This window comes from Streptomyces sp. NBC_01171 (assembly GCF_045039805.1).
Lineage (GTDB): Bacteria > Actinomycetota > Actinomycetes > Streptomycetales > Streptomycetaceae > Streptomyces.
The window spans coordinates 1,831,220-1,844,064 of record NZ_CP108609.1; the positions used below are offsets into that span (position 1 = coordinate 1,831,220).

Consider the following 12,845-nt stretch of genomic DNA (forward strand, 5'->3'; position numbering starts at 1 on the left):
CCGATCAGCCTGGGGAGGATTCCTTGACCGAGCGCAGCGCCGCCGGCGATCCGCACGACTTCATCGCCGGACTGCCGAAGGCCGAACTCCACGTCCACCACGTCGGCTCCGCCTCCCCCCGCATCGTCTCGGAACTGGCCGCGCGGCACCCCGACTCCAAGGTCCCGACCGACCCGGCGGCGCTGGCGGACTACTTCTCCTTCACCGACTTCGCGCACTTCATCCAGGTCTACCTGTCGGTCGTGGACCTGGTCCGCACCCCGGAGGACGTCCGGCTGCTGACGTACGAGATCGCGCGTGACATGTCCCGGCAGCAGGTGCGGTACGCCGAGCTGACCGTCACCCCGTTCTCGTCGGTGCGGCGCGGCATAGAGGACCGTGCCTTCATGGACGCGATCGAGGACGCCCGCAAGTCCGCCGAGGCCGACTTCGGGACCGTGCTGCGCTGGTGCTTCGACATCCCCGGCGAGGCCGGACTGGTGTCGGCGGAGGAGACGGCCCGGATGGCGACGGACGACCGCGTCCGACCCGAGGGCCTGGTCTCCTTCGGCCTCGGCGGCCCGGAGATCGGCGTCCCCCGCCCACAGTTCAAGCCGTACTTCGACCGCGCGCGGGCCGCCGGCCTCCACTCGGTCCCCCACGCTGGCGAGACGACGGGCCCGCAGACGGTCTGGGACGCCCTGACCACGCTGGGCGCGGAACGCATCGGCCACGGCACCAGCTCGGCCCAGGACCCGAAGCTGCTCGCGCACCTGGCCGAGCACCGCATCGCCCTGGAGGTCTGCCCCACCTCGAACATCGCCACCCGCGCGGTCCGCACCCTCGACGAACACCCCCTGAAGCAGTTCGCCGACGCGGGCGTCCTCGTCACCATCAACTCCGACGACCCCCCGATGTTCGGCACGGACCTCAACAAGGAGTACGCCATCGCGGCCCGCCTCCTGAACCTGGACGAGCGCGGCCTGGCCGCCCTGGCGAAGAACGCGGTGGAGGCGTCGTTCCTGGACGCGGCGGGCAAGAAGCGGATCTCGACGGAGATCGACGCGTACACGGAGGCGTGGCTGGCGGGCTGAGGCGGGGGCGGCGGGGCCCTGGCCGGACTGTTGACGGGCCCCCTCGGCAGCCCGGTCAGCCGCCCCACCGCTCCGCCCTCGCCTGCGGGGCTTTGTCCACGGACGCCCGCCGGCTGCCAGAATGTCGACCATGCAGACCTGGACCGCCGTCGCACACCGGGGCGACCCCTACCGCTTCCGCGAGAACACCCTCGCCTCGCTGCGCTCCGCGCTGGACCGGGGCGCGGACGCGGTCGAGATCGACGTACGCCTCACCCGCGACGGCGTCCCCGTCCTGCTGCACGACGACACCCTGAAGCGCCTGTGGGAAATCGACCGCCCCCTGTCGATGCTGACGGCGGCCCAGGTGACGGAGGTGACGGCGGGCGGCATCCCGACCTTGGCGGAAGCCCTGTCGGCAACGGAGGGCACGCGGGTCATGGCGGACCTGTGCGGCGGCGTGACCCCGCGCACGGCGGCCCGCATCCTGGACGTGGTCCGCGAGTCAGGCGCGGAGGACCGCGTCTACTACTCCGCAGGCGCCCAGTCCCTCCTGACCCTCCGCGCAGCCGCCCCCACAGCCGAACTGGCCCTCTCCTGGACCACCAAGGCCCGCCCCCGCCCGGCCCTCCTCGCCGCCCTACGCCCCCACTACCTCAACTACCGCTTCTCCCTGGTCGACCGGGACCTGGCCACCCGAGTCCACAAGGAGGGCTACCTCTTGTCGGTGTGGACGCCGGACACGGGGCGCTCGATGCGGAAGCTGCTGGCACTGGGCGCGGACTCGATCACGACGAACAGGATCGACACGCTGACCGCTCTGCGAAAGCAGACGGACTAGGAGTACCGCTCTCCTAAAGCGGGTGTCATCGCAAAGCCTGAGGCGTGCCCTCCGGTGCTCTGCTCAGAGTCCTACCGAAGGCGGGAGCGGCCTGACGCATCGTGCCGTCCTCGCTCGCGGCAGCGGCAGGGATCTCCTCCAGAGCGAAAACCCAGGCGCTTCCGGAGGAGTTCCCAGTGGTGTCCACATGGCTCATCCGCACGACGATGCCGTGTCCGTCGCGGCGGGCAGGGATGCCCGAGCGCCCCGTGCGGACCGGCGGCTCCCTGCACAGGAAAGCCACCGGTACCGACGGTGTCCGCTCAGTCGAAGTACTCCGGCTGCGTCTGCACATTCAGCTCAGGCAGGTGCACCCGCCGAGCCGAATCAGTCCGACGATCACTCAGCTTCAGGACGTCGAAGCCCTTGATGATGTCGTTGGAGTAGATGTAGCCGTTGTAGTAGTACGCCGACCACGAGCCGCCGATCTGGAGGGTGTCCGTGGTCAGCGGGCCCCGCTCGAAGTAGGCGATCTCCTTGGGGTTGCGGGAGTCGGTGAAGTCCCAGACTGAGACGCCGCCCTGGTACCACGCCTGGACCATGAGGTCGTGGCCCTTGACGGGGATGAGGGAGCCGTTGTGGGCGACGCAGTTCTCGGTGTCGGCCTGGTGGCGGGGGATCTTGTAGTAGTTGCGGAAGACCAGTTTGCGGTGGTCGCCGCGGCCGGTGATGTCGTAGATGCCGTCGGCGCCGCGGTTGGGGCCGACGGCCGCGTTGCAGGTGGCCGCGCCACCGCCGCCCAGCTCGTCGGTGAAGACGACCTTGTCCGCGCGCTGGTTGAACGTCGCGGAGTGCCAGAACGCGAAGTTGACGTTGTCCTGGACCCGGTCGATGACCTTCGGGTGCTCGGGGTCCTTGATGGAGAACAGGATGCCGTCGCCCATGCAGGCGCCCGCCGCCAGGTCCTTCGAGGGCAGGACGGTCAAGTCGTGGCAGCCGGTGGTCTTGGAGACGCCGGGGTTGGTGGGCGCGCCCGGGTTGCCGCCGCCGTCCGGGCCCTCACCGGGGAAGAGGACGGGGAACCCGACCACGGCCGCCTTCTCGGGCGCCTTGCGCGGCACCTTGATGACCGAGATGCCGTCGTGCGGCGGCTGGCAGTCGGGGAAGGTGGCGCTCGGCGAGTACGAGGAGACGTAGATGTAGACGTTCTTGCGCTCGGGCACCAGCGTGTGGGTGTGGGAGCCGCAGGCGGTCTCGACAGCGGCGACGTACCTCGGGTTCGCCTTGTCGCTGATGTCGAAGATCTTCATGCCCTCCCACGACGACTTCTCGGTCGCGGGCTGGGTGGTGCTCGCGCAGGAGTTGTCGCTGCGCGAGGAGTCGGTGGAGAGGAACAGCAGGTTGCCGCTGACGGACACGTCGTTCTGCGAGCCGGGGCACAGCACCTGGGAGACCGTCTTCGGCGCCTTCGGATTGCTGATGTCGAAGATGCGGAAGCCGTCGTAGTTGCCGGCGTAGGCGTACCCGCCCTGGAAGGCGAGGTCGGTGTTGTAGCCGGAGAGGGCGTCCTTGGGGATGTTGGTGAGGTGCTCGATGTTGGCGGAGTGGACGATCTCGTCCTGGCCCGGAATCTCGCCGTCCGCGATCGCGCCCCGCACCTCGGCCGCCTCGCTCTTGGAGACGCGCTGTCCGGCGGCGGGGCTGTCACCGGGGTCGGGGGTGGCGGAGGCCGGTGCCGTGGTGAGCAGCGCGGCCAGGAGACCTGCCGCGGCGGCGGCAACTCCCAGGCGTCTGCGACGGGTTCGGGGGTCGTGGGACAGGGTCACTGCTTCCTCCCTGATGCCGGACGTGGGGGCGCGGCTCACACTCCCCCGCAGTATCGTCCGCGTCATGGACAGGTCAACAGTGCGCAATGAGTCGCGTCCGAAGGTTCTCGGTCATTCGCGGGCGGAAGAGTGCTAGGACGGTCGTTACCCGCACCCTTACGAAGGCAGGAGACCCCCGTGCCGCACCGCCGCGCCTCCCTCACCACGGCCCTCCTGACAGCCGCGGCCGTACTCGCGGCCGGCGGCTGCTCCGGCTCCGCGCACTCCGGCGATTCCGGCACCAAGTCCGCCGCGCACAACGGCCCTTCGGTCATCGCCCCCGGCAAGCCCGGCGAGGCGAACCGCACGATGTCCGCCGAGGACGCCGCCGAGCAGCGCGAGGACGACAACTCCCCCAACGCGGCGGACCGTTCCTACGCCCACATGATGATCGTCCATCACACCCAGGCCCTGAAGATGACCGAACTCGCCCCCAAGAGAGCCGAGTCCACGCAGGTCAAACGCATCGCGGAACGCATCTCCGCCGCACAGGGTCCCGAAATCGCCGCCATGAAGGGCTGGTTGGCCACCTACGGCAAGGGCGGCACGGCTCATGACCACGGCACCATGCCCGGCATGGCGACCGAAGCACAGCTCACCGAGCTGCGCGCCGCCCAGGGCAAGGCGTTCGACCAGCTCTTCCTCAAGCTGATGATCGCCCACCACGAGGGCGCGATCACCATGGCCACCGACGTGAAGGCGCAGGGCAACAACATCCAGATCGAGGAGATGGCCGACGACGTGATCGTCCAGCAGACCAGCGAGATCGTCCGGATGCGCGACATGCTCTGACCGGGGCTCCGGGCCGAACCAGTCCAGCCCGGAGTCCCGGTCGGCAGAGCCTCACTCCCCCACGTACTCCGCCAAGTGCCGCCCTGTCAGCGTCGACCCGTCCGCCACCAGCTCGGCCGGCGTCCCCTCGAAGACGATCTGCCCGCCGTCGTGACCGGCGCCGGGCCCCAGGTCGATGATCCAGTCCGCGTGGGCCATCACCGCCTGGTGGTGCTCGACCACGATGACCGACTTCCCGGAGTCCACCAACCGGTCGAGCAGACCGAGGAGTTGCTCTACGTCGGCGAGGTGGAGTCCGGCGGTCGGCTCGTCCAGGACATACACCCCACCCTTCTCCGCCATGTGCGTGGCCAGCTTGAGCCGTTGGCGTTCGCCGCCGGAGAGGGTGGTCAGCGGCTGACCGAGGGCGAGGTAGCCGAGGCCCACGTCCGAGAGGCGGGTCAGGATGCGGTGTGCGGCCGGGATACGGGCCTCGCCCTCCGCGAAGAACGCCTCCGCCTCGCTGACCGGCATCGCCAGCACCTCGCTGATGTCGCGGCCCCCGAGCCGGTACTCCAGCACCGCCGCCTGGAAGCGCCGCCCCTCGCACTCCTCGCAGGTCGTGGCGACCCCCGCCATCATGGCGAGGTCGGTGTAGACGACCCCGACTCCGTTGCAAGTGGGGCAAGCGCCCTCGGAGTTGGCGCTGAACAGCGCGGGCTTGACCCCGTTGGCCTTGGCGAACGCCTTGCGGATCGGGTCCAACAGCCCTGTGTACGTAGCCGGGTTGCTGCGCCGCGACCCCCGGATCGCCCCCTGGTCGACGGAGACGACCCCCTCCCCCTCGGGCACCGAACCGTGCACCAGCGAACTCTTGCCGGACCCGGCGACCCCGGTCACCGCGACCAGCACCCCGAGCGGGATGTCCACGTCGACCCCGCGCAGGTTGTTGGCGTCGGCGCCCCGGATCTCCAGCGCACCGGTGGCCTTGCGGACGCTCTTCTTCAGCGAGGCCCGGTCGTCCAGATGGCGCCCGGTGACGGTGTCCGAGGCCCGCAGCCCCTCGACGGTGCCCTCGAAGCAGACGGCGCCGCCGCCCGTACCGGCGCCCGGACCGAGGTCGACCACGTGGTCGGCGATGGCGATGGTCTCCGGCTTGTGCTCCACGACGAGCACGGTGTTGCCCTTGTCGCGCAGGCGCAGCAGCAGGCCGTTCATCCGCTGGATGTCGTGCGGGTGCAGTCCGGTGGTGGGCTCGTCGAAGACGTACGTGACGTCGGTGAGCGAGGAGCCGAGGTGGCGGATCATCTTCACCCGCTGCGCCTCGCCGCCGGACAGCGTGCCCGAGGGGCGGTCCAGGGAGAGGTAGCCGAGGCCGATCTCCACGAACGAGTCGAGGCTGTGGCCCAGCGCGGTGAGCAGCGGGGCCACCGAGGGGTCGTCGAGGCCGCGTACCCACTCGGCGAGGTCGGTGATCTGCATCGCGCAGGCGTCCGCGATGCTCACCCCGTCGATGGTCGAAGTCCGGGCGCCTTCGCTCAGCCGGGTGCCCGCGCAGTCGGGGCAGACGGTGAAGGTGACGGCCCGCTCCACGAAGGCGCGGACGTGCGGCTGGAGCGAGTCGACGTCCTTGGAGAGGAACGACTTCTGGATCTTCGGGATCAGGCCCTCGTAGGTGAGGTTGATGCCCTCCACCTTGATCTTGGTGGGCTCCTTGTGGAGCAGGTCGTGCAGCTCGCGCTTGGTGAATTTGGCGATCGGCTTGTCCGGGTCGAAGAAGCCGCAACCGGTGTAGATACGGCCGTACCAGCCGTCCACGCTGTAACCGGGGATGGTGAGCGCGCCCTCGCGCAGCGACTTGGAGTCGTCGTAGAGCTGGGTGAGGTCGATGTCGGTGACCGCGCCCCGGCCCTCGCAGCGCGGGCACATCCCGCCGGTGCGGCTGAACGTCACCTTCTCCGCCCTGCGCGCCCCCTTGTCCACCTTGATCGCACCGCTGGCCTGCACCGACGCGACGTTGAAGGCGTACGCGCTGGGCGGGCCGATGTGCGGGGCGGCCAGCCGGCTGAACAGGATGCGCAGCATGGCGTTGGCGTCGGTGGCGGTGCCGACGGTGGAGCGGGGGTCGGCGCCGAGGCGCTGCTGGTCCACGATGATCGCGGTGGTGAGCCCGTCGAGCACGTCCACCTCGGGGCGGGCGAGCGTCGGCATGAAGCCCTGGACGAACGCGCTGTACGTCTCGTTGATCAGCCGCTGCGACTCGGCGGCGATGGTGCCGAACACCAGTGAGCTCTTGCCGGAGCCGGAGACGCCGGTGAACACCGTCAGCCGGCGCTTGGGGATCTCGACGCTGACGTCCTTCAGGTTGTTCACCCGCGCGCCGTGGACCCGGATCATCTCGTGGCTGTCGGCGGCGTGCGCGTCCGTGCCGTTGCTCATACTGTCTCCATCTTCACGTACCGGCCCCTCGTCGTACGCCTGGACTGCTCAGCGGTGTTCCTGGATGCGGAGCATGTTGCCCGCGGGGTCCCGTACCGCGCAGTCCCGGATGCCGTACGGCTGGTCGGCGGGCTCCTGGACGATGTCGGCACCGGCGGCCACCAGCCGGTCGAAGGTACCGTCCAGGTCGGGGGTGGCGAGGACCATGCTGGCGTAGGTGCCCTTGGCCATCATCTCGGCGATGACGCGCCGCTCGTCGTCCGTGATGCCGGGGTCCATGGCGGGCGGGCTCAGCACGATGTTCGTGTCCGGCTGGCCCTTGGGGCCGACGGTGAGCCAGCGCAGGTTGTTGTGTCCCACGTCGTTGCGCAGCTCGAAGCCGAGGGTGTCCCGGTAGAAGGCGAGGGCCGCCTCCGGGTCGTCCTGGGGGAGGAAACTGGCGTGAATGGTGATGTCCATGGCCGTCACGCTAGCCGTGGCCCGGGACCCGCGCTTCTCGATTCCTGACCGGTCTGGTCACCACCTTGACCACGCAGGTCGGCAGCCCCTCCGTCGCCCGCGCCGCCTCGGTCCGGTACACGCTCGGCGGCATCCCGACCAGCTCGCTGAACCGCGTACTGAACGTCCCCAGCGAGGAACACCCCACCTCGAAGCACACCTCGGTCACACTCAGATCCCCCCGCCGCAGCAAGGCCATCGCCCGCTCGATCCGCCGCGTCATCAGATAGCTGTACGGCGACTCCCCGTACGCGGCCCGGAACTGCCGGCTGAGATGCCCCGCCGACATGTTCACCCCCCGAGCCAGCGCCTCCACATCCAACGGCCGCGCGTACTCCCGATCGATCCGATCCCGCACCCGCCGCAACAGCACGAGCTCCCGCAGTCGGCGCGGGTCACCGGGTGAGCTGGTCATCCTGAAATCGTGCCACGGGAGGGGGCGTCGACCCCCTACAACCCCACGATCGAGTTCCACCGTCGCGCGAACTCCGGCCGTTCCGTCGGGTTGATGTCGCGGGCTATGGCGAGGCGCTCGCGCATGGGGCCGTCGGGGAAGATCAGGGGGTTCGTCGCCAGGGAAGCGGTGTCCTTGTCGGGGCTGTCGGCGAGGATGTGCTGGGCGGCGGGGACCGGGCAGACGTAGTTGACCCAGGTGGCGAGTTCGGCGGCCACCGCGGGGGTGTAGTAGTAGTCGATCAGGCGCTCGGCGTTGGACTTGTGGGCGGCGCGGTCGGGGATCATCAGGGAGTCCGACCAGAGTTCGGCGCCCTCCTCGGGGACGACGAAGCGGATGTGCGGGTTGTCGGCCTGGAGCTGGATGACGTCGCCGGAGTACGCCTGGCAGGCGAGGACGTCGCCGCTGACCAGGTCCTTGGTGTAGTCGTTGCCGGTGAAACGACGGATCTGGCCCCGACGGACCTCGCGTTCCACCTCGTCGCACATGGTGTGGAAGTCGGTGGCCGTCCAGCGGGTGATGTCGACACCGTTGCCCTGCATCAGCAGCGCGAACGCCTCGTCGAGCCCCGACAGCAGCGTCACCCGGCCCTTGAGATCGCTCGCCCAGAGGTCCTTCACGTGCCGGATCTCGCGGCCGAGCCGTCGGCGGTCGTACGCGATGCCGGTGATGCCGGACTGCCAGGGGACGGTGAACACGCGGCCCGGGTCGAAGGCGGGCCGGCGCAGCAGCGGGTCCAGGTACTTCGCCACATGGGGCTGCTCGGCCCGGTCCATCCGCTGGACCCAGCCCAGCCGGACGTACCGCGCGCACATCCAGTCGCTGATGACGATCAGGTCCCGGCCGGTGGGCCGGTGGTTCATCAGGGCGGGGCTGACCTTGCCGAAGAACTCGTCGTTGTCGTTGATCTCCTCGACGTAGTCGACGGAGATCCCGGTGCGCTTCTCGAAGGCGTCCAGCGTGGGCCGCTTGTTCGGGTCGTCGTCATCGGTGTCGATGTACAGCGGCCAGTTCGACCAGGTCAGCCGGTGGTCGGCGGCGGACCGGTCGGGGGCGGAGCGGTCGCCGGGACGGACGTACGCCGAGGGCACCCCGCACCCGGCGAGCGCGCCGAGCGCGGCGGTGCCCCCGAGGGCCCGCAGCACGGACCGGCGGGAGGGGGCGGAACCACGAACAGAGGTGTGAAGCACCTGGAAAGTGTGCCGGTCCGCCCGCCGGAGGGACAATCGGCCCTGGTCAGGCGTCCAGCGACGTCATGACGTGCTTGATGCGGGTGTAGTCGTCGAACCCGTACGCCGACAGGTCCTTGCCGTAGCCCGACTTCTTGAAGCCGCCGTGCGGCATCTCCGCGACCAGCGGGATGTGGGTGTTGATCCACACACAGCCGAAGTCCAGCTTCTTGGACATGCGCATGGCACGCCCGTGGTCCTTGGTCCACACCGAGGAGGCCAGCGCGTAGTCGACGCCGTTGGCCCACTCGACGGCCTGGTCCTCGTCGGTGAAGGACTGGACGGTGATGACCGGCCCGAACACCTCGTTCTGGATGATCTCGTCGTCCTGCTGGAGACCGGAGACCACGGTGGGGGCGTAGAAGTACCCCTTGTCACCGACCTGGTGGCCGCCCGACTCGACCTTGGCGTGCGCGGGCAGCCGCTCGATGAAGCCGGCGACCTGCTTGAGCTGGCTGGGGTTGTTCAGCGGGCCGTAGAGCACGTCCTCGTCGTCCGGCTGCCCGGTCTTCGTCTCGGACGCGGCCTTGGCGAGCGCGGCCACGAACTCGTCGTGGATGGACTCCTGGACGAGGACCCGGGTCGCGGCGGTGCAGTCCTGACCGGCGTTGAAGAAGCCCGCCACCGAGATGTCCTCGACGGCCTTGGGGATGTCGGTGTCCTCGAAGACGACGACCGGCGCCTTGCCGCCCAGCTCCAGGTGGACCCGCTTGAGGTCCTTGGACGCCGACTCGGCGACCGACATGCCGGCGCGCACCGAGCCGGTGATGGAGGCCATCGCCGGGGTCGGGTGCTCGACCATCATGCGGCCGGTGTCCCGGTCGCCGCAGATGACGTTGAAGACGCCAGCGGGCAGCACCGAACCGATGATCTCGGCGATGAGGACCGTGGAGGCGGGGGTGGTGTCCGAGGGCTTGAGGACGACCGTGTTGCCCGCGGCGAGCGCCGGGGCGAACTTCCACACGGCCATCATCATCGGGTAGTTCCACGGCGCGACCTGCGCGCAGACGCCGATCGGCTCGCGGCGGATGATCGAGGTGAGGCCCTCCATGTACTCACCGGCCGAGCGCCCCTCCAGCATCCGGGCCGCGCCCGCGAAGAAGCGGATCTGGTCGACCATCGGCGGGATCTCCTCGGAGCGGGTGAGCCCGATGGGCTTGCCCGTGTTCTCCACCTCGGCCGCGATGAGTTCCTCGGCCCGCTCCTCGAACGCGTCGGCGATCTTCAGCAGGGCCTTCTGCCGCTCGGCGGGGGTGGTGTCGCGCCAGGCCGGGAACGCCTTGGCGGCCGCGTCCATGGCGGCGTCCACGTCCGCCTGCCCGGACAGCGGCGCGGTCGCGTACACCTCACCGGTGGCGGGGTTGACCACGTCGGTGGTCCGTCCGTCGGTGGCGTCCCGGAACTCACCGGCGACATAGTTCCGGAGTTTGCGCAGCCCACGCGGCTCGGTGCTCACTGCCGGCCTCCTGATCTGGTTCGAGGGTTCGAGCTGTCCCCGCCCCCGGAAGGCCGCACGGCTGTCCGGTGGCTGAGACAGCCCAACCCTAGTCGTGACACCCACGTTTTCAACACCCCCACCACGACCCGTACTGCGAAATCCGCACACTGCAAGCCCGTAAACAACGAATTTCATCGATCGAGCCTTGCGAAACTGTCGAGTTGTCGTGCACAGTGAGGGCGTGGCCAGTCGAAGCACAGAACACAGGGACTCCGCCCGCGAGTCCAGGAGCGGCACCCCGCAGTTGGACGCCGTCTCCCTCGCCATCATCGAGCAGCTCCAGGAGGACGGCCGCAGGCCCTACGCCGCGATCGGCAAGGCGGTCGGCCTCTCCGAAGCGGCCGTGCGCCAGCGGGTGCAGAAGCTGCTGGACCAGGGCGTGATGCAGATCGTGGCGGTCACCGACCCGCTCACCGTGGGCTTCCGCCGCCAGGCGATGGTCGGAGTCCATGTCGAGGGCGACGTGGACGGCGTCGCGGACGCGCTGAGTGCCATGTCGGAGGTCGAGTACGTGGTGATGACCGCGGGCTCCTTCGACGTCCTCGCCGAGATCGTCTGCGAGGACGACGACCACCTCCTGGACGTGATCAACCGGCGTATCCGGGCCCTGCCCGGCGTCCGCTCCACCGAGAGCTTCGTCTATCTCAAGCTCAAGAAGCAGACCTACATGTGGGGAACCCGATAACCGTGACGCAGAAGGACCTCAGCCGCACCGCGTACGACCACCTGTGGATGCACTTCACCCGCATGTCGTCGTACGAGAACTCGCCCGTCCCCACCATCGTGCGGGGCGAGGGCACCCATGTCTTCGACGACAAGGGCAAGCGCTACCTCGACGGCCTGGCGGGCCTGTTCGTGGTCCAGGCCGGACACGGCCGGGTGGAGCTGGCCGAGACCGCGCTGAAGCAGGCGCAGGAGCTGGCCTTCTTCCCGGTGTGGTCCTACGCCCACCCGAAGGCGATCGAGCTGGCCGAGCGGCTGGCCGGCTACGCCCCCGGCGACCTCAACAAGGTCTTCTTCACCACCGGCGGCGGCGAGGCCGTGGAGACCGCGTGGAAGCTGGCCAAGCAGTACTTCAAGCTGGTCGGCAAGCCCGCCAAGCACAAGGTCATATCCCGCTCGCTGGCCTACCACGGCACCCCGCAGGGCGCCCTGTCCATCACCGGCCTGCCCGCGCTGAAGGCACCCTTCGAGCCGCTGGTGCCGGGCGCGCACAAGGTGACGAACACCAACATCTACCGCGCCCCGATCCACGGCGACGACCCGGAGGCGTTCGGCCGCTGGGCCGCCGACCAGATCGAGCAGCAGATCCTCTTCGAGGGCCCGGACACGGTCGCCGCGGTCTTCGTGGAGCCGGTGCAGAACGCCGGCGGCTGCTTCCCGCCGCCGCCCGGCTACTTCCAGCGGGTGCGCGAGATCTGTGACCAGTACGACGTCCTGCTCGTCTCGGACGAGGTCATCTGCGCCTTCGGCCGCCTCGGCACGATGTTCGCCTGCGACAAGTTCGGCTACGTCCCCGACATCATCACCTGCGCCAAGGGCATGACCTCGGGCTACTCCCCGATCGGCGCCACCGTCGTCTCCGACCGGATCGCAGAGCCCTTCTACAAGGGCGACAACGTCTTCCTGCACGGCTACACCTTCGGCGGCCACCCGGTCTCCGCCGCGGTCGGCCTCGCCAACCTCGACCTGTTCGAGCGCGAGGGCCTGAACCAGCACGTCCTGGACAACGAGGGCGCCTTCCTGCGCACCCTCCAGAAGCTGCACGACCTGCCCATCGTCGGCGACGTCCGCGGCAACGGCTTCTTCTACGGCATCGAGCTGGTGAAGGACAAGAACACCAAGGAGTCCTTCGACGCCGACGAGATCGAGCGCGTCCTGTACGGCTTCCTCTCCAAGGCCCTGTTCGAGAACGGCCTGTACTGCCGCGCCGACGACCGCGGTGACCCGGTGATCCAGTTGGCCCCGCCGCTGATCGCCAACCAGGAGACGTTCGACGAGATCGAGCAGATCCTGCGCGCGACCCTGACGGAGGCGTGGACCAAGCTCTGACCCCTCCACCCCCGGCCCCGGCGCCGCCCGTTCGAGTGAGAACGACGGCCCGGGGCCGTGTGCTGTGCCGCCTCCCCCTCGGTGCTGCCTAGCGTGCCCAGTGACCGATCGGCCCGGTCTTCGTTCCCCCGAACAGGGCACAAGGACACGGGAAAACGGATCAGAAC

Annotated in this window: 11 protein-coding genes; 5 read left to right on the plus strand and 6 right to left on the minus strand. The window is 69.3% G+C overall.

All coding sequences use genetic code 11. From position 1 onward, the window contains the following. The first annotated feature begins 23 nt into the window (after window positions 1–23). Complete coding sequence (locus OG448_RS08295; protein WP_405552429.1) at window positions 24–1,073, plus strand: adenosine deaminase; 1,050 nt, start codon at window positions 24–26, stop codon at window positions 1,071–1,073. Between the two features lie 130 nt (window positions 1,074–1,203). Next, entirely contained in the window at window positions 1,204–1,893 is a 690-nt protein-coding gene (locus tag OG448_RS08300; RefSeq protein ID WP_405552431.1) for a glycerophosphodiester phosphodiesterase, read from the plus strand. Between the two features lie 302 nt (window positions 1,894–2,195). On the opposite strand, the gene OG448_RS08305 is transcribed toward OG448_RS08300, so the two are convergent. Continuing rightward, window positions 2,196–3,698: an LVIVD repeat-containing protein gene (locus tag OG448_RS08305; RefSeq protein WP_405552432.1), complete on the minus strand. Its 1,503-nt coding sequence runs from the start codon at window positions 3,696–3,698 to the stop codon at window positions 2,196–2,198. A gap of 177 nt (window positions 3,699–3,875) precedes the next feature. On the opposite strand from OG448_RS08305, the gene OG448_RS08310 reads away from it, so the two are divergent. Further along, the gene (locus OG448_RS08310; protein WP_405552433.1) at window positions 3,876–4,529 is read left to right on the plus strand and encodes a DUF305 domain-containing protein; all 654 of its coding nucleotides are present in this window, start codon (window positions 3,876–3,878) and stop codon (window positions 4,527–4,529) included. A gap of 51 nt (window positions 4,530–4,580) precedes the next feature. Here OG448_RS08310 and OG448_RS08315 read toward each other — a convergent pair whose 3' ends face one another. Genes OG448_RS08315 through OG448_RS08335 form a run of 5 tightly spaced genes read right to left on the minus strand, consistent with a single transcriptional unit; the run spans window position 4,581 to window position 10,584 of the window. Further along, the gene (locus tag OG448_RS08315; RefSeq protein WP_405552435.1) at window positions 4,581–6,947 is read right to left on the minus strand and encodes an ATP-binding cassette domain-containing protein; all 2,367 of its coding nucleotides are present in this window, start codon (window positions 6,945–6,947) and stop codon (window positions 4,581–4,583) included. Window positions 6,948–6,995: 48 nt separating this feature from the next. Continuing rightward, window positions 6,996–7,406 (minus strand): VOC family protein, encoded by a 411-nt coding sequence (locus OG448_RS08320; RefSeq protein ID WP_030808673.1) that lies wholly within the window; start codon window positions 7,404–7,406, stop codon window positions 6,996–6,998. 10 nt (window positions 7,407–7,416) lie between these two features. Continuing rightward, a complete protein-coding gene (locus tag OG448_RS08325; protein WP_405552437.1) occupies window positions 7,417–7,860 on the minus strand; it encodes a helix-turn-helix transcriptional regulator in 444 nt (147 codons plus the stop codon). A gap of 35 nt (window positions 7,861–7,895) precedes the next feature. Continuing rightward, entirely contained in the window at window positions 7,896–9,089 is a 1,194-nt protein-coding gene (locus OG448_RS08330) for an extracellular solute-binding protein (RefSeq protein ID WP_405552439.1), read from the minus strand. Between the two features lie 46 nt (window positions 9,090–9,135). Continuing rightward, window positions 9,136–10,584, minus strand: coding sequence for a gamma-aminobutyraldehyde dehydrogenase (locus tag OG448_RS08335; RefSeq protein WP_405552441.1), 1,449 nt, complete (start codon window positions 10,582–10,584; stop codon window positions 9,136–9,138). 208 nt (window positions 10,585–10,792) lie between these two features. Between OG448_RS08335 and OG448_RS08340 the strand changes: the two genes are divergently transcribed. Both OG448_RS08340 and OG448_RS08345 read left to right on the plus strand, forming a co-directional pair. Then, window positions 10,793–11,311, plus strand: a complete 519-nt coding sequence (locus tag OG448_RS08340; RefSeq protein ID WP_161203079.1) for an Lrp/AsnC family transcriptional regulator — start codon at window positions 10,793–10,795, stop codon at window positions 11,309–11,311. Window positions 11,312–11,313: 2 nt separating this feature from the next. Further along, on the plus strand, window positions 11,314–12,678 hold the full coding sequence (locus OG448_RS08345) for an aspartate aminotransferase family protein (RefSeq protein WP_405552443.1): 1,365 nt from the start codon (window positions 11,314–11,316) through the stop codon (window positions 12,676–12,678). Window positions 12,679–12,845 lie beyond the last annotated feature (167 nt).

Bases quoted from the DNA above. Each gene is read 5' to 3' on its own strand.
- OG448_RS08300 (WP_405552431.1), top strand. From the start codon at position 1,204: ATGCAGACCTGGACCGCCGTCGCACACCGGGGCGACCCCTACCGCTTC.
- OG448_RS08315 (WP_405552435.1), bottom strand. From the start codon at position 6,947: ATGAGCAACGGCACGGACGCGCACGCCGCCGACAGCCACGAGATGATC.
- OG448_RS08320 (WP_030808673.1), bottom strand. From the start codon at position 7,406: ATGGACATCACCATTCACGCCAGTTTCCTCCCCCAGGACGACCCGGAG.
- OG448_RS08325 (WP_405552437.1), bottom strand. From the start codon at position 7,860: ATGACCAGCTCACCCGGTGACCCGCGCCGACTGCGGGAGCTCGTGCTG.